General features: G+C 73.5%; 17 protein-coding genes. 6 read left to right on the top strand and 11 right to left on the bottom strand.

Annotated elements, in window-relative coordinates:
* The first annotated feature begins 168 nt into the window (after window positions 1–168).
* Window positions 169–1,311: an HNH endonuclease signature motif containing protein gene (locus K8U61_RS13460; RefSeq protein WP_224123545.1), complete on the top strand. Its 1,143-nt coding sequence runs from the start codon at window positions 169–171 to the stop codon at window positions 1,309–1,311.
* A 129-nt stretch (window positions 1,312–1,440) separates the two neighbouring features.
* Here the strand turns inward: K8U61_RS13460 and K8U61_RS13455 are convergent, their stop codons facing one another.
* From K8U61_RS13455 to K8U61_RS13445, 3 genes are read right to left on the bottom strand one after another with little or no spacing between them, the layout of a single operon-like run.
* Window positions 1,441–2,232, bottom strand: a complete 792-nt coding sequence (locus tag K8U61_RS13455; RefSeq protein ID WP_224123544.1) for an enoyl-CoA hydratase/isomerase family protein — start codon at window positions 2,230–2,232, stop codon at window positions 1,441–1,443.
* Complete coding sequence (locus K8U61_RS13450) at window positions 2,229–3,260, bottom strand: phosphotransferase family protein (protein ID WP_224123543.1); 1,032 nt, start codon at window positions 3,258–3,260, stop codon at window positions 2,229–2,231. Before K8U61_RS13450 ends, K8U61_RS13455 begins: the two co-directional genes overlap by 4 nt.
* Window positions 3,257–4,348, bottom strand: coding sequence for a TIGR03857 family LLM class F420-dependent oxidoreductase (locus tag K8U61_RS13445; protein ID WP_224123542.1), 1,092 nt, complete (start codon window positions 4,346–4,348; stop codon window positions 3,257–3,259). The genes K8U61_RS13450 and K8U61_RS13445 overlap by 4 nt, the downstream gene beginning before the upstream one ends.
* A gap of 107 nt (window positions 4,349–4,455) precedes the next feature.
* On the opposite strand from K8U61_RS13445, the gene K8U61_RS13440 reads away from it, so the two are divergent.
* The 3 genes from K8U61_RS13440 to K8U61_RS13430 all read left to right on the top strand — a co-directional run bounded on the left by K8U61_RS13440 (window position 4,456) and on the right by K8U61_RS13430 (window position 6,573).
* Window positions 4,456–4,806 (top strand): MmcQ/YjbR family DNA-binding protein, encoded by a 351-nt coding sequence (locus K8U61_RS13440; protein ID WP_224123541.1) that lies wholly within the window; start codon window positions 4,456–4,458, stop codon window positions 4,804–4,806.
* Between the two features lie 238 nt (window positions 4,807–5,044).
* Window positions 5,045–5,350 carry a hypothetical protein gene (locus K8U61_RS13435; RefSeq protein WP_224123540.1) on the top strand — a complete coding sequence of 102 codons (306 nt, stop codon included), beginning with the start codon at window positions 5,045–5,047 and terminating at the stop codon, window positions 5,348–5,350.
* 236 nt (window positions 5,351–5,586) lie between these two features.
* Complete coding sequence (locus K8U61_RS13430; RefSeq protein ID WP_224123539.1) at window positions 5,587–6,573, top strand: LLM class F420-dependent oxidoreductase; 987 nt, start codon at window positions 5,587–5,589, stop codon at window positions 6,571–6,573.
* A 1-nt stretch (window position 6,574) separates the two neighbouring features.
* Here the strand turns inward: K8U61_RS13430 and K8U61_RS13425 are convergent, their stop codons facing one another.
* Together K8U61_RS13425 and K8U61_RS13420 are read right to left on the bottom strand one after the other, a co-directional pair.
* Window positions 6,575–8,299: a thiamine pyrophosphate-dependent enzyme gene (locus tag K8U61_RS13425; RefSeq protein WP_224123538.1), complete on the bottom strand. Its 1,725-nt coding sequence runs from the start codon at window positions 8,297–8,299 to the stop codon at window positions 6,575–6,577.
* 23 nt (window positions 8,300–8,322) lie between these two features.
* Window positions 8,323–9,903 (bottom strand): FMN-binding glutamate synthase family protein, encoded by a 1,581-nt coding sequence (locus K8U61_RS13420; protein ID WP_224123537.1) that lies wholly within the window; start codon window positions 9,901–9,903, stop codon window positions 8,323–8,325.
* 86 nt (window positions 9,904–9,989) lie between these two features.
* Between K8U61_RS13420 and K8U61_RS13415 the strand changes: the two genes are divergently transcribed.
* Window positions 9,990–10,952, top strand: coding sequence for an iron-containing redox enzyme family protein (locus tag K8U61_RS13415; RefSeq protein ID WP_224123536.1), 963 nt, complete (start codon window positions 9,990–9,992; stop codon window positions 10,950–10,952).
* Window positions 10,949–11,155 (top strand): CDGSH iron-sulfur domain-containing protein, encoded by a 207-nt coding sequence (locus tag K8U61_RS13410; RefSeq protein ID WP_224123535.1) that lies wholly within the window; start codon window positions 10,949–10,951, stop codon window positions 11,153–11,155. Before K8U61_RS13415 ends, K8U61_RS13410 begins: the two co-directional genes overlap by 4 nt.
* A 7-nt stretch (window positions 11,156–11,162) precedes the next feature.
* Here K8U61_RS13410 and K8U61_RS13405 read toward each other — a convergent pair whose 3' ends face one another.
* The 6 genes from K8U61_RS13405 to K8U61_RS13380 all read right to left on the bottom strand — a co-directional run bounded on the left by K8U61_RS13405 (window position 11,163) and on the right by K8U61_RS13380 (window position 18,412).
* Complete coding sequence (locus K8U61_RS13405) at window positions 11,163–11,786, bottom strand: methyltransferase (protein WP_224123534.1); 624 nt, start codon at window positions 11,784–11,786, stop codon at window positions 11,163–11,165.
* Between the two features lie 53 nt (window positions 11,787–11,839).
* On the bottom strand, window positions 11,840–12,253 hold the full coding sequence (locus K8U61_RS13400; RefSeq protein ID WP_224123533.1) for an ATP-binding protein: 414 nt from the start codon (window positions 12,251–12,253) through the stop codon (window positions 11,840–11,842).
* A 73-nt stretch (window positions 12,254–12,326) separates the two neighbouring features.
* Entirely contained in the window at window positions 12,327–14,651 is a 2,325-nt protein-coding gene (locus K8U61_RS13395; RefSeq protein ID WP_224123532.1) for a SpoIIE family protein phosphatase, read from the bottom strand.
* A 79-nt stretch (window positions 14,652–14,730) separates the two neighbouring features.
* Window positions 14,731–16,380 (bottom strand): PucR family transcriptional regulator, encoded by a 1,650-nt coding sequence (locus tag K8U61_RS13390; protein ID WP_224123531.1) that lies wholly within the window; start codon window positions 16,378–16,380, stop codon window positions 14,731–14,733.
* A 35-nt stretch (window positions 16,381–16,415) separates the two neighbouring features.
* Complete coding sequence (gene menC / locus K8U61_RS13385; RefSeq protein ID WP_224123530.1) at window positions 16,416–17,522, bottom strand: o-succinylbenzoate synthase; 1,107 nt, start codon at window positions 17,520–17,522, stop codon at window positions 16,416–16,418.
* Window positions 17,519–18,412, bottom strand: coding sequence for a GNAT family N-acetyltransferase (locus K8U61_RS13380; protein ID WP_224123529.1), 894 nt, complete (start codon window positions 18,410–18,412; stop codon window positions 17,519–17,521). Before K8U61_RS13380 ends, menC begins: the two co-directional genes overlap by 4 nt.
* Between the last annotated feature and the right edge of the window lie 13 nt (window positions 18,413–18,425).

Here is an 18,425-nt window from a genome sequence, read left to right as displayed (position 1 = left end):
GTGACCCAGAGCCCTGTGGATACGGGGGTTCTGAGCATCATCAGTGTCGGTGGCCAGTGGTTGAGTGGACGTATGGCAACGAACGCGACTCCCACCCACCGAGTGTCGGTGGCGATCGCGCACGCCAGTGCTGATCTGACCTCCGTCGCCGACGCTGCCGCATGGTCGATGACCGACACCGAAGCCGCGGACGCGCTCATCGAGCTTCAGTCACTGAAGGCGCAGGTCGCCGAGCTCGAGGCCCGGGTCGCGCGGCACGCCGACGACCAACACGTCGGGCAGGACCGCGGCGCGTCCTCGACCGCGGTGTGGCTGGCCAACCAGACCCGGACCACCCGCGCCGCAGCCCACGCGATCGTGAAGCTCGGCAAGCAGCTGCACGCCCACCCGTTCACCCGAGCCGCCTTGGCTGCCGGGCTGATCGGTCGCGACCAGGCCCGGGTGATCCTGCGGTGGGTCGACACCCTCCCCGACGAGACCACCGCCGAGCAGAAGACCAAGGCCGAGCAGCACCTGCTCGACCTCGCGGCCGACCACGACGCCACAGCCTTGGACCGGCTCGGCCGGCGGTTGTGGGAGGTCATCGACCCCGACGGCGCCGACGCCCACGAGGCCGAGATCCTCGAACGCCAAGAACAAGCCGCCTTGAGGGCGACCTACCTGCGGATCTGGGACGACGGGCACGGGAAGACCCACTACCAAGGCGTCATGCCCACCCTCGAAGGGACGGCGTTCACAAAGATCGTCCTCGCGACCATGGCCGCCAAGCACCAGAACGCGGTGAAGGGCTCCGGGACCGGACCCGAGGAGATGGGACAGGCATTCAGCGAGCTGATCATGCGCTACCCGAAGGACAAGCTCCCCAAGACCGGGAGCCTCAACGCCACCCTCCTCGTCACCATCACCGAAGACTCCCTGATGGGCCGGCTCGAGCAGGCCGGGACCATCCTCGACACCGGCGACCGCATCTCACCCGCCCTCGCCCGGCAGCTGGCCTGCGAGGCAGGGGTCCTGCCCGTCGTCATGAACGGCAAGTCCGAGGTCCTCGATCTCGGTCGTGAGCAGCGGCTGCACTCCCAGGCCCAACGCATCGGCATCGCCATCAAGCAGCAGGGTCAGTGCGCGACCGAGGGCTGCGACCGGACGACCGGCCTCCACGCCCACCACGCCACCCCCTGGGCCAAGGGTGGCCGCACCGACCTCGCCAACGCCATCGGGCTCTGCCACTGGCACCACATGAAGGCCCACGACAACGGGTACGGCATGAGCCGCGGCCCGAACGGGTCGGTCACCTTTCACCGGCGCGAATAGCGCCGCGGCGCTCTCCTTCCGGACCCCGATTCTCGACTCACCGGGCTTCGAGGCTCGTCGCTGACGCTCCTCGCACCTCAACCTGCGGACCGCTTGCGCGCCTTCGCACCCCGACCAACGGGCATCGGCTCAGTCGAGGGGTGGGAGGTCCGAGACGCGCGACGTCCACTCGGGTGTACGGCGTTCGCGCCAGGCGGCGGGGCCCTCGGCGGCGTCGGGGGTGCCCATGAGGAGGCGGTGGGCGTCGGTCTCGGCGGCGGCGATCTCGTCGGGGCCGAGGTCGGACCAGAGGAGGCGCTTGCTGAGGGCGACGGAGGCGGGGTTGGCGTGGACCGCGACGTCGGCGGCGAGGACGAGGGCGGCGGGGAGGACGTCGGCGGCGGGGAGGGCCTCGGTGGCGAGGCCGCGGGCGACGGCCTCGGTGCCCGAGAGGGTGCGGCCGGTGAGCAGGAGCTCGGCGGCGACGGCGCGGCCGGCGAGGCGCGGCAGCGTCCAGTGACTGGCGGCGTCGCCGAGCATGCCGCGGCGCACCTGCGGGATGGCGAGCTTGGCGTCGGCGGCGACGATCCGGACGTCGCACTGCAGGGCGAGGGTGAGGCCGATGCCGATCGCGTGGCCGTTGAGGGCGGCCACGACGAGCTTGCGGACCGCGAAGGCGGGCGGGTCGACCGGCGATGCGGAGAACGACTCCCCCGCGGCGCCGAAGACGTCGGCGGACGCGAGGTCCGCGCCGACGCAGAAGGACGAGCCCGCGCCGGTCAGCACCACGGCCCGGACGTCGTCGTCGGCGTCGCAGCGGGCGTAGGCCTCGCCGAGGGCTCGGCCGGTCGCGGCACCGAAGGCGTTGCGACCGTCGCCGCCGTCGAGGGTCAGCACCGCCACGCCGTCGGGGCGCAGCTCGGTGCGGACCTCGGTCGTCATCGCGCGGCGAGCTCCGGCAGATCGAGGGTGCCGAGGTCGCGGATGGCGGCGCACGAACGTTCGACCATCGCCGCGAACATCCGGTCGCCACGCTCGGTGCGGGTGCCGTAGGCACAGCCGAACACCGACACGAGCGGGCCCTGGATCAGCGCGAACACGTAGTCGTCCCAGCAGTCGTCGAGCGAGTAGTCGGCGACACCGTACGACGCGAGGGCGTGGTGGTAGGCCGCCACGAGGTCGCGCTCGTGCGCCCGCCGGTCCGCGACGCGGAGGCTCGTGCCCAGGAAGTAGGCGAGGTCGCGGGCGGGCAGCGCCAGGCTGAGCGTCTGCCAGTCGACGGCGACGACGCCGGGGCCGCCGTCCGGCGGGAAGAGCAGGTTGTCCAGCCGGTAGTCGCCGTGCACCAGGCCGAAGCGCTCGGTCCGGCCGAGCAGCCATGGCCCGATCGCGTCCACGCACGCCCGGAGCACCGCGGCGTCGGCGGGCGCGACCAGGTCGCCGAGCCCGTCGAGGAAGAGCTCGGTCGTCGGGCCGTACATCTCCAGCAGCAGCGCGATCTCGTCCGGCCCGTTCAGGGTCAGGGTGTCGATGTCGAGCAGGCTCGGGTCGCTCCAACGCGGCCCGTGCAGGCCGGCCAGGTTGACCACCGCGTCGCGGGCCTGGTCGACCGAGCAGCCGGCGATCTGGTCACCCTGGGCGGCCGGCGCGAGGTCCTCCAGCACGAGCACGAAGTCGCCGGAGTCGTCGGCGACCTCGGCCAGGTGGCACGCGGGCGTCCGGACCGTGACCGTGTCCGCGAGGAGCTGGTAGAAGCGGACCTCGCCCCGGTAGGCGCCGGCCATCATGTCCCGGGCGGCCGGGTCGGGCGGCGGCAGCTTCACCAGCACCGTCTCCGGCGACCCGCCCGCGGCGCGCAGCCGGAAGCAGGTGCCGATCTGGCCGGTGCCGACCTGCGCGACGTCCAGCGCGTCGACCGGTCGCCCGAGCACCCCCGCGAGCCACGCGGGGGTGAGCTCCTCGAGCCTCACGGCGCGGTCACCCAGCCCGGGTTGGCGGGCAGCACGTCCAGCCCCGACGGGCGTACGGCGCGCCACGCCTCGAGCACGGGCACCAGCTCGGTCGGGGTAGCCCCGTGCAGGATCACGCTGTCGGCGCCGGCGTCGAGCTGGTCCTGGATGCGCGAGGCGCAGGCCGCCGGGTCGCCGGTCGCCGACGCGGCCAGCCAGGACGCGGGCAGCACGTCGTCGCGCAGGTGGCTGAGCTCCTCGACGCTGCCGATCGCGTCGAAGGCACCCGGGTAGCCCTGCACGAGCTCGTCGGAGCGGAAGCGCTCGAGGTCCGCGTCGTCCCACTGGTTGGCCCGCACGAGCACCGCGCCGTACCCCTGGAGGTACGTCGCGAGCCGGCCGACCAGCTTGCGCAGTCGCAGCTCCTCGGGCAACCCGTCGGGCACCGTCCCGAGCACCGCCCAGACCCGCACCGATGCCGGGTCGCGCCCCGCCTCCTCGGCCGAGCGCCGCACCGTCGCGACGGACCGGGCGAGCGCCTCGTCGGTGAGGAACGTGTGCAGCACGACGCCATCGGCGACCCGGCCGGCGAGCTCGAGGCTCTGCTGGCCGATCGCCATCATCAGGACCGGGATGTCCTCGTCGAAGGAGCTGTCCTGGGAGAGGTAGGGGTACTGCCCGGCCGGGCCGTCGTGGCCCAGAACGGCCTGCCCGTGCCAGAGGCTCCGGTAGATCCCGATCGCGTCGGCCAGCTGCGCCGAGGTGACCCGCGGGACGCCCATCACGTCGAAGAGCAGGTCGAAGCCGCGGCCGAGCCCGAAGGCGTAGCGGCCGCCGGACATCCGGTGCACCGTGGTCGCGAGGGTCGCGGTCACCAGGGGGTGGCGGGTGTTGTGGTTGGTCGCCGCGGTCCCGATCCCGAGCCGGTCGGTCACCGCCGCGACCGCACCCGCGAGCACGCCGGCGTCCTTCACGTTGAAGCGCTCGGAGAGGAACATCGACCCGATGCCCAGCTCCTCGGCCAGCCGTGCCTCGGCCACCACGTCCCGCGGACTGTCGGTGTGCCCGGCCAGCCCGTAGCACCCGATCTCGGGCATCGCAGATGCCACGTCACCCTCCCCTTGAACAACTGTTTGGACAGGTGTCCAATCTAGGGTGCGCTCCTCGACCGGGACAAGGGTGTCCTGCTGTCGGAAGGCCTTGCCATGATCGGCCCGTGCCCTGCCGGATCCCCGACTTCCTCGACCTGGTCGGTCAGCTGCCCGAGGTCGGCCAGCACGACCGTGAGAAGTGGAGCCGCTTCGAGGTCGCGGGCCGGGTCTTCGGCTACCTCTGGCCGGCCACCCGCACCGTCGGCCTCAAGCAGACCATCGCCGAGCAGCTGGCGCTCGTGGCCGAGCGGCCCGAGGTCTTCGAGGTGCAGTTCACCGCCGGCGGGTTCGGCTGGGTCGTGGTGCGACTCGAGGGCGTCGAGCGCGACGAGCTGGCCGAGCTCGCCTTCGAGGCCTGGCGGCTGAGCGCGCCCGCCGAGCTCGTGACCGCCCGCGCCGACCGCCTGCCCACCTGAGGACAGGGCCCGGGAAAGGCGGAAGCCGCCCCCAGGGACTTCCCCATCCGTAGAGGCGGCTCCGCTCGGTCCGAGGTGTGTGACCCGACAACGACGTTGTGGCACCACGGGCCGGGCCAGAGACTAGGACACCCGTCGTCCGAATACACACCCGCCACGCCGAAAGTGGACACAGGTCGCGCCGACACCCGTTTGCCGGCGGGCCCTCGTGGTTACTGCCCCAGGACGGGGAGGGCACGTGTGCACCATCAGCTACGAACGGCGGCTGCGCCGCCTGCGGATCGCCGGACCCTGCGTCGAGGGCGACCGGGCCGCGGTCCAGCACGCGATCTCGACGTCGGCGGCAGGTGAGGACACCCTGACCATCGACCTGACGGCCGCCACCGCGCTCGGCAGGTCCGTCGCCGCGGCGATCGTCGCCGCCCGGGACGCCCGCGCGGGCGGCCGGCGGATCACCGTGCTGCGCCGCCACCGCTCGGACGTCGACCGTCAGCTCGCGGCGGCGGAGCGGGACGCCGCGGCCGGGACCGACGTCACAGGATGAGCACCGTCGGTCCTGGGTAGACGGGCACCATGAACGAGACCCCCATCTGCGACGCCGTCGAGCGCGACCTCGATCTCGACCTCGACGTGCTGCTCGCCCCGCGCCCCTCCGCCCAGGACGCCGCGCGCCGACGGCCGAGGTAGGCGGGGCGCCGCAGCGGCGTACCCCGGCGTCCGGCCCCCAACCTCGCCCGTCGGGGTGCGGGTGAGAGCGGTCGAGCCGGGTACCGGCATCGCATGACGCGATTCGGCTACACCCTCATGACCGAGCAGAGCGGACCGCGCGAGCTGGTCCGGTACGCCGCCGCCGCGGAGGACCTCGGCTTCGACTTCGAGGTGATGAGCGACCACTACTCCCCCTGGCTCACCGAGCAGGGGCACGCGCCGTACGCCTGGACGACGCTCGGCGCGGTCGCGCAGGCGACCGAGCGGGTGGGGCTGATGACCTACGTGACCTGCCCGACGATGCGCTACCACCCGGCCGTCGTGGCGCAGAAGGCCGCGACGCTGCAGATCCTTGCCGAGGGCCGTTTCACCCTCGGCCTCGGGAGCGGCGAGAACCTCAACGAGCACGTCGTCGGCGAGGGCTGGCCGGCGATCCAGGACCGGCAGGACATGCTGCGCGAGGCGGTGGAGATCATCCGCGCGCTGCACACCGGCGAGCTCGTCGACCACCGTGGCGAGTACTACCAGGTCGACTCCGCGCGGATCTGGGACGTCCCGGACGACGGCGTCGACCTCGCGCTCGCCGTGGCCGGCGACCGGGCGATCGAGGCCCTGGCCCCGCTCGGCGACCACCTGGTCGGCGTCGAGCCGGAGGAGTCCCTCGTGAGCGGGTGGAACGCCGTCGACGGCGCGAAGCGGATCGGCGAGGACGCCCGCGCGATCGGTCAGATCCCGATCTGCTGGGACCCCGACGAGGACGCCGCCGTCGCGAAGGCGCACGAGCAGTTCCGCTGGTTCGGCGGCGGCTGGCCGGTCAACGCCGACCTGCCGACGCCAGCTGGCTTCGCGGGTGCGACCCAGTTCGTGCGGCCCGAGGACGTCGCGGGCTCGATCCCCTGCGGACCCGACCTCGACGCGATCGTCGAGGCGGTGAGCGCCTACTGGACGGCCGGCTTCACCGACGTCGCCCTCGTGCAGATCGGCGACGAGGGTCAGGACCGGTTCCTCGCCGAGGCGGCCGGGCCGCTCCTCGAGAAGCTGCGGGCCGCTGCAGGCTGAGCTACTCCGAGCTCTCCAGGAACTCCTTGCTCTTGGCGATCGCGAAGCCCCAGCCCTGCTCGAGGGTCGGCTTCGGCGGGATCGCGATCTCGTCGGGGTTGGTCAGCACGTCGAGCAGCACCGGCCCCGGGTGCGTGAACGCCTCGAGCACCGCCTGCTCGACGTCGTGGGGATCCTCGACCCGGATGCCGCGCATCCCGATCGCCTCCGCGACGCGGGCGAGGTCGGGGTTGTCCAGCTTCGTGCCGTACGGCGAGAGGCCGACCTGCTCCATCTCGAGCTTGACCATGCCGAGGCTGCCGTTGTCGAAGACCACCAGCTTGACGGGCAGCTCGTGGCGCACGGCGGTCATCAGGTCGCCGAGCAGCATGGTGAGGCCGCCGTCGCCGCAGAAGGCGACGACCTGACGGTCCCGGTCGAGGGCCTGGGCGCCGAGCGCCTGCGGCATCGCGTTGGCCATCGAGCCGAGGTTGAAGGAGCCGAGCAGCTCGCGGTCCCCGCGCATCCGGACGAAGCGCGCGAGCCAGGTCGTGGCCATGCCGGTGTCCGTGGTGAAGACGGCCCGGTCGGAGGCCTGCCGGTCGACCACCGAGGCGAGCAGCTCGGGACGGATCCGGTCGCTCGGGTTCTCCACCTTGCGACGCAGGAGACCGCGCGGCTTGCGCTCGTAGTCGGGGTCGGTCAGGTGGCTCTGCCGCTCGCGCCAGGCGTCGTACGACGAACGCGCCTTGTCGAGCAGGCCCGTGTCCTCCTTCGCCTGCAGGAGCGGCAGCAACGCGGCCAGCGTGACCTCGGCGTCGCCGACGAGGGCGTGGTCGACCGGGTGGCGCCGGCCGATGTGCTCGCCGCTGGCGTCGATCTGCACGACGACCTTCCCCGACGGGTAGAACTCCTTGTAGGGGAAGTCGGTGCCGACCATCAGCAGCAGGTCGCAGCCGTCGAGGGCGACGGCGCTCGCGTGGTTGCCGAGGAGGCCGGACTGCCCCACTTCGTAGGGGTTGTCGCGCTCGAGACCGGGCTTGGCCTTGAGCGTGAGGACCATCGGGGCGGACAGGCGCTCCGCCACGGCGAGCACGTGGGTGCGGGCCTCGCGAGCGCCGCGGCCGACCAGCATCGTGACCGTGCCGGCGGCGTTGATCGCCTCGGCCGCGGCGGTCACGGCGTCGGCGGACGGCGGCACCGGCGGGTGGTCGGTGACGAACCGTGGCACCGGCGTGCCCTTCGGGACGTCCATGCCACCGACGTCGCCGGGAAGGGTGAGGACGGCGACGCCCCGCTCCTGGAGGGCGGCGTTGCCCGCCCGCTCGATGAGGTCCGGCAGCTGCTCCGGAGTGGTCACGGTCGCGGAGAAGACCGCGACGTCGGAGAAGAGCACGTCGTTGTCGACCTCCTGGAAGAAGTCGCTCCCGATCTCGGCACGGGGCACCTGGCCGCAGATCGCGAGCACCGGCGCGTGCGACTTCTTGGCGTCGTAGAGGCCGTTGAGCAGGTGGATCGACCCCGGGCCCACGGTGCCCATGCAGACCCCGAGCCGACCCGTCAGCTGGGCCTGCGCCCCGGCCGCGAACGCGCCCGCCTCCTCGTGCCGCACCCCCATCCACTCGACGCGGTCGCTGTGGTGGATGGCGTCGGTGACCGGGTTGAGGGCGTCACCGACGACACCCCAGACCTGGGTCACGCCGTGCTCGGCGAGGGCGTCGACGAGCAGCTCGGCGACGGTGGGCATGGGTCCTCCAAGGGGTCGGACGGTCAGGGACGGAAGCGGTCCGGGTCGGCCAGTACCCAGTCGTGCTCCCACGAAGCCGGCGGCTCCGCGAGCAGCTGACCGGGCTCGAGGTGGTCGAAGAGCTCGGCGTACGACGCGATGACGCCGTCGTGCACGCGCCGACGCAGCATGTGGGGCCGGAGCTCCTCGAAGGAGGTCAGCCCCATGGATGCGATCACCTGCGTCGCCTGGTCGACGACGGCCGCCTGGTAGCGGACGACCCGCTCGGTCTTGGTCGGGACGTGCAGCGCGCGCATCCGCTTGGGGTCCTGCGTGGCGACACCGACGGGGCAGCGGTTGGTGTGGCACTTCTGCGACTGGATGCAGCCGACGGCCTGCATCATCGCGCGCGCGGCGTTGGTGTAGTCGGCGCCCTGCAGGATCCGCTTCACGACGTCGATGCCGCTGCTGACCTTGCCGCTCGCGCCGATCCGGACGCGGTCGCGCAGCCCGACCCCGACCAGCGCGTTGTGGACCGTCAGGAGGCCTTCGGTCAGCGGCATGCCGACGTGGTCCTCGTACTCGAGGGGTGCCGCCCCGGTGCCGCCCTCGGCGCCGTCGACGACGATGAAGTCGGGGGTGACCCCCTCGGCGACCATCGCCTTGCAGATCGCCAGCACGTCGACCCGCGAGCCCACGCACAGCTTGAAGCCGGCCGGCTTGCCGCCGGCGAGCTCGCGGAAGTGCGCGACGAACCGCATCAGCTCGCGCGGCGTCGAGAAGACCTGGTGGTAGGCGGGGGACACGCACTTCTCGCCCTGCGGGATGTCGCGGGTCCGGGCGATCTCGGCCGAGACCTTCGCGGCGGGAAGCACCCCACCGATGCCGGGCTTGGCGCCCTGGCTGAGCTTGAGGCTGACCATCTTGACCTGGTCGTCGGCGGCCTTGTCGGCGAACTCTCGCTCGTCGAACCGGCCGTCGTCGGTCCGGGCACCGAAGTAGCCCGACCCGATCTCCCAGACGAGGTCGCCGCCGTTGCGGTGGTAGGGACTTATCGCGCCCTCGCCGGTGTCGTGCGCGAAGCCACCGATCGCCGCGCCGCGGTTGAGCGCCTCGATCGCGTTGGCGGACAGCGAGCCGAAGCTCATCGCGGAGACGTTGAGCAGCGCCATGTCGTAGGGCTGCGTGCAGTCCGGTCCCCCGATCCGGACCCGCGGCGTGGCGTCCATCGTGGGCACCGGCGCGGTCGAGTGCACGAGGTACTCGTAGCCCGTGGCGTAGAGATCGCGCTCGGTGCCGTACGGCTGTTCCTCCTTGATGCCCTTCGCCCGCTGGTAGATCGCCGACCGCGTGTCCCGGTCATAGGGGCGGCCGTCGTAGTTGCGCTCGATGAAGTACTGCTGGAGCTCGGGACGGATGCCCTCGAGCAGGAAGCGCAGGTGGCCGAGCACCGGGTAGTTGCGCAGGATCGAGTGGCGCCGCTGGAGCAGGTCGTAGCAGCCCACCAGCGCGAGCACGAGGAGCAGGGCGGCGAGGAGCCACCACCCCCATCCGCCGATCGCCGCCGCGAGGACGGTGAGAGCACCGAGCAGGACCAGGCCTGCGAGCACGAAGAACCTCAGCACGAGGCACCCGTACCCGCCCCGGCACACTCCGACGCACCGCCCACAAGGGTGGGCGTGCAACGCGGGCGCGGGGGTACGGGCGAGGCATGGACCTCCCCACCCCGCGCGGCCCGCTGAGCGAGGCGCTGGTCGCCGCCCTGCGCACCGACCGCGAGTTCCTCGGCGTCCTGCCGCTCACGACCGGCCACGACACCGAGGACGGCGCGCTCGCCCTCTGGGTCCTGCACCAGCTCCACTACCGCGACCTCGCGGGCGTCCCCGACGACCTGGAGTGGGACCCGCAGCTGATCCGGATCCGCACGGTCCTCGAGCACGCGCTGGAGAGCCGGCTCCGCGCGCGCTTCTCCGCGCCGTCGGGCCGCACCTTCACCGACGACCTCCTCACCTGGGTCGACGAGCAGGACGGCCACTCGCTCGCGACGTACGTGCACCGCGACGCGACCCGCGAGCAGGTGCTCGAGCTGGTGCGGGTCCGCTCGCTTTACCACCTGATGGAGTCCGACCCGACGGCGTGGGTCGTGCCGCGACTCGGCGTCCGCGCGAAGGCGGCGCTGATGGAGCTGCAGTACGACGAGTACGGCGCGGGCGACCCCAACCGGCTGCACCACCACCTCTGGGCGCGGGGCATGGCCGCCTGCGACCTCGACCCGTCGTACGGCGTCTACGCCGACAACGCCCCGTTCGAGGTCCTCGAGCAGAACAACGCGATGACGCTCTTCGGGCTGCACCGGCGACTGCGCGGCGCGGCGCTCGGCCACCTCGCGGCGTTCGAGGCGACCAGCTCGCTCCCGTCTCGTCGGATGGCGCAGGGCCTCCAACGGCTCGGCCTGCCGGCCGAGCTCGTGGACTACTACACCGAGCACGTGGCGGCCGACGCGGTGCACGAGCAGCTCGCCGTGCGCACCATCGTCGGTGGCCTGCTCGCGGACGAGCCCGGGCTGGAGGAGCAGGCCTGGTTCGGCGCCTTCACGTGCCTCGACCTCGAGGACCGGGTCGCGCGCCGGATGCTGACCGACTGGGGCGTGCTCGAGCGGGAGCGCGTCGCGTGAAGGGCTACGAGCACCCGGAGACCATCGTCTGCCCCGGGGGGCCGCTGCTGCTGCGCGGGCGGCACGTCGTGACGGGACGCGACGGGGAGACGCACGAGACGACCCGACCGGTCACCGCCGTCTGCCGGTGCGACCGGTCGGCACTCTTCCCGTGGTGCGACGGCACCCACAAGGTGCTGCCGGAGCGGCTGCGACCGAGCTAGACGTAGATCAGCGGAGGTCGAGGCGGACCAGCACGCCGCGCTCGCCCTGCCGCACCTCGACGAGCTCGAGGTCGCCGCACGCCTCGCGCAGCAGCTCGACCTGGTCCTGGGTGCCGATCTGCAGCACCACCGACCCGCCCGGGCGCAGGTGCCGGCGGGCGACGTCGAGGCAGGTGCGGGCGACGTCGAGGCCGTCGTCGCCGCCGTCGATCGCCAGGACCGGGTCCTCGGGGTAGCGCTGCACGTCGGTACGGCGTACCCACGGCGGATCGGCCACGACGAGGGCGAAGCGCTCGCTGTCGCGGACCACCTCGTCCATCGGACCCTCCCGGACCTCGACCCGGTGGCCCAGCCCGTTGGCGTCGGCGTTCAGCCGGGCGTACTGGCAGGCGACCGGCGAGAGGTCGACGCAGACCAGCTGTCGGTCGGAGTCGGCGACGGCCAGCAGCCCGATCTGCCCGGCGCCCGCGCAGAGCTCCAGGACCGGGCCTGCGGGCGCGGACCGGAGCAGCTCGGCCGCCCAGGCCGACTGGTCGGCCGTCCACGGCCGGGGGCGCAGCACCCGCTCGTCGAAGGTGATGGCGAGCGTGCCGAACTCGGCGACCTCCAGAATGGGCGGAACGACCGTCATGGGCTCGACGTACCCGCCCGCAGGTGCGGCCAATCCCCGGTGTGGACCAGCCCTCAGCCGGGCCCGGGCCCGAGCTCGAACCACACGGCCTTGCCGTACGGCGAGCGCGGCTCGCTGCCCCAGCGGTCCGCCAGCGTCTCGACGAGGAAGAGCCCGCGGCCGCTCTCGGCCAGCGGCGCCGGGGTGACCGGCGCGTCCGGCTGGTCCGGGAGCGGGGCACCGCCGTCGGTGACCGTGACCCGGAGCCGGGCCGGCTGCACGTCGATGTCGAGGACCGGGTTGCCGCCGGCATGCAGCACGGCGTTGGTCACCAGCTCGCTGGTCAGCAGCAGCGCCGTCTCGGTCGACTCGGTCGGAACATGGGCGACGGCGCAGGTGTCGCGCAGCACGTCACGTGCCGCCTGCGCGGACAGCTCCGCCGCATCGAGTGTCGCCGTCCGCGACACCGCACCCCACCCATCAGTCACGATGTGCCACTACCCGCCCGAGGCCCGGTCGTAACCGCCCATCCGGGGTGAGTCCCGACACCGTCGGGCCGGGTCAGCCGTCGACGCGGACGGCGAGCACGACCACGTCGTCCTCGGGCCGGTCGGCGACCATCCGCTCGAGCAACCCGTCGCAGAGGTCCTCCACGTCGGTGCCCGCGGTGACGAGCTCGCCGAGGTGCTGGACCAGGTCGGCGATGCCGTCGTCGATGTGCCGGCCGCGGCGCTCGACCAGGCCGTCGGTGTAGAGCAGCAGCGTGGCGCCCGGCGCCATGGTCGCGGTGTGCTGGTGGCGGTCGGTGGCGGGGTCGAAGCCGAGCAGCAGGTCGTTGCCGTCCGGGCCTGCGAGCACCGTGACCCGCCCGTCGGCGGTGACCAGGACCGGCGGCGGATGGCCGGCGTTGGACCAGCCGACCACGAGGTCGGCGCCGGCGCGCTCGACCCGGGCGACCACCGCCGTGGCCGTCGTGTCGACCCGCAGCGACTCCATGACCGCGTCGACGCCGTGGATCACGTCGGCGGGCGCGGACCCGCTGTGGGCGGCGATGCCGCGCAGCAGCCCGCGCACCTGGCCCATCGCGGCCGCGGCGGCGACGTCGTGGCCGATCACGTCGCCGACCACGACCACCGTCGCCGTCGAGGACTGCACGAACGCGTCGTACCAGTCGCCGCCGACCTGCGCGGCCTCCGCGGCGGGCTGGTAGCGCACCGCGATCCGGAGGCCGGCCGGCTGCGGCGGCTCGGTGAGCAGGCTGCGCTGCAGGGCCTCGGAGACGTCGCGCTGCTCGGCGTAGAGGCGGGCGTTGTCGAGCGCGAGCCCGGCGCGGGCGCCGATGTCGACGAGCAGCGCCTGCTCCGCGGCGGAGAACTCGGCGCGATGCCGGCCGCGGAAGGCGCTGAGCACGCCGACGGTGCGGTCGCGTCCGGGCAGCGGGACGATGAACGCCGCGCTCGGGTCGAGCTCGCGGACCAGGTCGCGCGCCTCACCGGGGACGAGCACGTCCGCGATCTCCCCGGCCGCGTCCTGTGCCATCACGATCGGCGTGGTGCTGTGCAGCGCCCGGACGAGGTAGGACGCGTCGGTCATGGCGTCCAGGCGCAGGTCGGCGTAGCGGCTGAGGGTGTCGCGGTGGATCGGGTCGGCGTGCGCCCAGCCGAGGTCGCGCAGGCCACGGCGCCAGTCGCTCCGGCTGGGGTCGTCGACCAGGGTCACCAGGCACCAGTCGGCGAGCAGCGGCACGAGCAGGTCCGCGAGCCGGCTCACGCCCTCGGTGGCGTCGAGCGTGCCGGCCAGCGCATCGGTGACCGAGGAGAGCAGGTGGCCCCGCCGGGCCGCACGGTCCAGCTCCTCCTGCGCGACGTGGCGGGCGGTGACGTCGAGGAAGTAGACCGCCAGCCCGTCGGGCGCCGGCCACACCCGCACCTCGTACCAGGCGTCGAGCGGCGGCGGGTAGTAGGCGTCGAACGACACCGGCTCGCCGGTCTCCGCGGCATAGCGGTAGCGGTCCTCGAAGTCGCTGTCGACCGCCCCCGGGAAGAGGTCCCAGATCACTCCGCCGACCATCTCCGCCCGGGTCATGCCGAGCAGCCGCTCGGCCTGGGAGTTGACGTAGGTGAAGCGCCAGGTGACCGGATCCAGCTGGAAGAACGCCGTCGGCATCGACTCGAGCACCCGCGCGACCCGGGCCTCGCCCTCCTGCACCGCGGTCGTGTCGTACGCCGCGCCGAGCAGCTGGACCGCCTCGCCACCGGGCCGGGACGCGAGCGCGCGCCCGCGGGCGGCGATCCAGCGCACCCCACCGCCCGGCATCAGGATGCGGTACTCCGCGACGTACTCCCCGCAGGTCTCGATGGCGTGCTCGAGCGCGTGGGTGACGCGCGGCAGGTCCTCGGGGTGGAGCCGCTCGTTGAAGGCCTCGATGGTGCCGCCGAAGGAGCGCTCGTCGAGCCCGAAGAGCTCGAGCAGCCGGGCGTCCCAGCGCAGGTCACCGGTGACGAGGTCCCACTCGAAGGCACCGACCCCGGCCGCGTCCACGGCGAGCCGCCACGCCAGCCGGTCGGCCTCGGCGGTCGTGAGCGCCCGGTCGAGCGCGAGCTCGGTGACGGCCCAGTGCGCGAGGTCCTCGAGCTGCTCGCGGTCGCGGTCGGTCCAGAGGCGGGCACCGATCGCGGTGACCGTCAGCGTGCCGAGCACCTGCTCGTCGACGGAGGTCAGCGACACCTCGAGGCTGTCACCGGTCGCGGTCGCGTCGCCGACCGCCCAGGTCCAGCCGCCGTCGGCGACCAGCGAGAGCGTGGCGGCGGGCGCGTCGAGCGCCCGGATCGCCGCGAGGCACACCCGGGACAGGTCCGGGCCGACGGCCGCGCGCGACTCCGCCACGGGGCAAATCGTGGCACAACGGCCCGGCCGCCGTGGCGGTATCCCCCAGCTGCCGACCGACTTCACCCGGATAGGTGAGTCACCGCTCGTCGAGGATCGCGAGCTGCAGCATCAGCGCGAACCGCTGCCGGGGGTCGCCCAGGTCGAGCCCCCCGACCTCCGTCGCGCGCCGGAGCCGGTAGCGGAAGGTGTTCTGGTGCACGTAGAGGGCGGTCGACGCCCGGGCGACGTCGCCGAAGGCGTCGAGCCAGGCGCCGACGGTGTCGACGAGGTGGGCGCCGTGCTCGCGGTCGTAGGCCATCAGCCGGGCCAGCGCGCCCTCGGGCTCCTCACCGCGCGCGACCGCGAGGTCGCGCAGCTCCAGCAGCAGCGCGTCGGTCTGGACGTCGGAGAGCCGGGCGACCGGCTGCTCGACGGCGCGCTCGCGCATCACCCGCAGGATCCGGTCGGCGGTGGCCCGGGCCCGCACGATCTCCGGCACCACGGTGGCCAGGCCGCCGACGGCCACCACGGCGCGGGACCGGTCGCCGATCCGGTCGAGGAAGTCCGTGCCGAGCTGGACGGCCCGCTGCTCGGCGTCGGCCGGCGTACCGCTCACCGCCGCGAGCGCGTAGACGACCCCGCCGAGGACGGCGGCCGCGGAGCGCGTGCTGACGGCGTTGAGGTGCATCGCGAAGGCGTCGCCGAGCCGCTGGAGCTCCTGGGTCACTGCGGCGTCCGCCGCGTGGTCGTCGGCCGGGTCGCGTACGGCGAGGGTCAGCCCCAGCACGATCAGCGGGGTGCCGAGCAGGCCGAGCCGCTCCAGCGCCTCGCGGGCGCCCGACCCGCCCTCGAGGACCGAGGCGACCAGGTCCGCACGGACCCGACGCTGGACGTCGGCGCCGGCACGGACCCGCAGCATGTGCAGCGCGACGAGCTTGGCGGCGTCCTCGAGCGCCTGGGTCCGCTCCTCGCTCAGCGGCCCCGACACCGCCGCCCAGATCGACCCGAGCACCTCGTCGCCGGCACGCACCGCGATCGCGACGCGCGGCATCGAGAAGGCGTCGCCGCCGTCGGGGACCGGGCTGATGAACACCGGCTCGTCGCTGCGGTGCAGCTCGCGGAAGACCCCGCGCTCGTTGAGGTAGCGCGAGTAGCGCTCGGGCACCTGCCGGCCGAGGATCGTCTCGACCCGCGACGGGTCGGCCTCGTCCTGGCGGCCCGAGAAGGCGAGGACCCTCGAGCTGCGGTCCTCGATCGTGATCGGGGCGTCGAGCAGGGACGCGATGGCGTTGGCGACCGCGAAGAGGTCACCGGAGGGCAGCCCGCCCAGCGACTCCTGGCCGTCGGTGCCGACGTCGCCCTCGGCCAGGAGCGAGCGGAGCATCGCGGCCAGGTGGGCCCAGGGAGCCCCCCGGCTGAGCCCGAGCAGCGCGACGCCGGAGGCGTCGACGGCGGCCCGGACCTGGGGCGTGGCGGGCACCGGTGCGCGGACCACCAGGCCCGCGGCTCCGGCACGCCCGAGCTCGCCGAGCAGGGCGACCACCCGGTCGGGGTCCTCGACCCCGACGCCGAGCACCAGCGCGTGCGCCGGCAGCACCGGCGCGTCGACCGGGTCGTGGATGACCACGCCGCCGATCTCGTCCGCACTCTCGGCGTCGCCGTGGACGAGGTCCAGCAGCGTCGCGCCCAGGTCGTCGAGGACCCGGCCGAGACTGGCGCGCGGGCGGGGGTTGGGCACCGTGGTCATGGCGGTGGCCAGCCTACGGGCGGTCGTGGTCGTGCTCAGACCGGCAGCCACTCGCTCGAGGTCGTCACCGCGGCCAGCTCGTCCTCCAGCGGTACGACGCCGAGGCCCGGTCCGGTCGGGACGCGCAGGTGGCCGTCCTCGAGCACGAACGGCTCGGTGATGTCGGTCCGGTAGTAGCGGCCGGACCCGCTGGTGTCGCCGGGCAGCGTGAAGCCCGGCAGCGCGGCGAGCGCGACGTTGGCGGCCCGGCCGAGACCGGTCTCCAGCATCCCGCCGCACCAGACGGGCACGCCGGCGGCGACGCAGACGTCGTGGATGCGCCGGGCCTCGAGGTAGCCGCCGACCCGTCCGGGCTTGATGTTGACGATCGCGCAGGCGCCCAGCCGGATCGCCGCGGACGCGGTCTGGGCCGAGACGATCGACTCGTCGAGGCAGACCGGCGTGCGGATCACCTTCGCCAGGTCGGCGTGGCCGAGCACGTCCTCCTCCTCCAGCGGCTGCTCGATCAGCAGCAGGTCGAAGGGGTCGAGCTTCGCGAGGTGCCGGGCGTCGGCGAGCGTGTACGCCGTGTTGGCGTCGACCTGCAGCAGCACGTCGTCGCCGTACGTCTCCCGCACGGCGCGCACCGGCTCGACGTCCCAGCCGGGCTCGATCTTCAGCTTGATCCGGACGTAGCCCTCGTCGAGGTAGCCGCCGACGGCGTCGAGCAGCGCCGGGATGCTGTCCATGATCCCGACCGAGACCCCGCACGGCACCCGGTCGTGCACGGCACCCAGCTCGCGCGCGAAGGAGCGGCCCTCGCTGCGCAGCTCGGCGTCCAGGATCCCCATCTCCAGGGCGGCCTTGGCCATCCGGTGGCCCTTGAACGGCTCGAGGACGTGCGCCACCGCGGCCGCGTCGACCGGTCCGGCCGCGGCGAGCGCCGGCACCAGGAAGCGGCGCAGCGCGTCGGCGGCCGCCTCGTTGTACTCCGAGGAGTAGAGCGGGTCCGGCATCGCGACGCACTCCCCCCAGCCCTCGGCCTCGTCGGTGACGACGCGCAGCAGCATCAGCTCGCGGGCGGTCTGGGTCCCGAACGACGTACGGAACGGCGCGACCAACGGCATGGTCACCCGGCGGAGCTCGACCCCGGTCAGCTTCACGACTTGTCCTTTCGCACGATGTACCAGCCGGCACGGTCGAAGCCGGTGATGCGGGCGCCGTCGGCGACCAGCGCGGTCAGGGCGTCGCGGACGGCGCGCCGCCAGCGGGCGGCCAGCTCCGCGTCGGTGGTCCGCAGCACCCCGATGTCCGGGGGTACGGCGACCAGCACGGTCCCACCGTCGAGCGAGCCGTCCTCCGGTCCCCCATCGGCGCCGATGCCGACGCCGACGACAGCGCCTGCGGCGAGCTCGTCGTCCGCGGTCGCCGGGGCGGTGCGGCCCGCGCAGGCCGCGGCCACGGCCGGGTCGCGCAGCACCCACCGGACCAGCAGCCGGTCCGAGTCGTCCGCGCCGTTGATGGCGTCGGGCATCGCGCCGTAGAAGTTGGGGAGGTACTCGGCCGGGCGGGCCGCGAGCTTGACGAGGTTGAAGTAGGCGTTGCGGCTGACCAGCGGGTCGAAGGTCCAGGCGATCTCCGAGACGCCGCGCAGCATCGCCCACGCGCGCTGGTGGAGCTTGAGCGCGAAGCCGATGTGCCGGCCGGCGAGACCGCCGGCGACCCCGGCGATGTGGCTGTGCAGGGCGTCCTCGCCGGGGGCGTGGAAGAAGCCGACGCAGGCGCCGACCAGGCGCTCGCCCTCGAACGCGCCGCCGACGTAGTTGCCGGCCTTGCTGAAGGCGCGCAGCAGCTCCAGCGGGAGCGGCGGGCTGTCCGGGCGGCCCCACACGTGGGCGAAGAGGGCGACCACCGCGTCGAGCTCGGCGAGGTCGGTGACCTCCCGGACCGAGACGCCGGAGGCCAGGGCCGCGGCGTCGGCGGCCTGGACGGCGTCGTCGAGGTCGCTGTCGACGACGGGGGGCACCGAGGCGAGGTTCGTCACGCGTCTCATGCTGCTGAGGTTC

The sequence above is a fragment of the Nocardioides mangrovi genome, from assembly GCF_020073815.1.
GTDB lineage: Bacteria > Actinomycetota > Actinomycetes > Propionibacteriales > Nocardioidaceae > Nocardioides > Nocardioides mangrovi.
The sequence above is the reverse complement of the archived record's forward strand: the minus strand, read 5'-3'. Positions and strand labels throughout refer to the sequence as shown.

Excerpts from the sequence above, each read along its gene's own strand:
- K8U61_RS13425 (WP_224123538.1), bottom strand. The coding sequence starts at position 8,299 with ATGCCCACCGTCGCCGAGCTGCTCGTCGACGCCCTCGCCGAGCACGGC.
- K8U61_RS13460 (WP_224123545.1), top strand. The coding sequence starts at position 169 with ATGACCGACACCGAAGCCGCGGACGCGCTCATCGAGCTTCAGTCACTG.
- K8U61_RS13390 (WP_224123531.1), bottom strand. The coding sequence starts at position 16,380 with ATGACCACGGTGCCCAACCCCCGCCCGCGCGCCAGTCTCGGCCGGGTC.
- K8U61_RS13455 (WP_224123544.1), bottom strand. The coding sequence starts at position 2,232 with ATGACGACCGAGGTCCGCACCGAGCTGCGCCCCGACGGCGTGGCGGTG.
- K8U61_RS13430 (WP_224123539.1), top strand. The coding sequence starts at position 5,587 with ATGACGCGATTCGGCTACACCCTCATGACCGAGCAGAGCGGACCGCGC.
- K8U61_RS13380 (WP_224123529.1), bottom strand. The coding sequence starts at position 18,412 with ATGAGACGCGTGACGAACCTCGCCTCGGTGCCCCCCGTCGTCGACAGC.
- K8U61_RS13405 (WP_224123534.1), bottom strand. The coding sequence starts at position 11,786 with ATGACGGTCGTTCCGCCCATTCTGGAGGTCGCCGAGTTCGGCACGCTC.
- K8U61_RS13415 (WP_224123536.1), top strand. The coding sequence starts at position 9,990 with ATGGACCTCCCCACCCCGCGCGGCCCGCTGAGCGAGGCGCTGGTCGCC.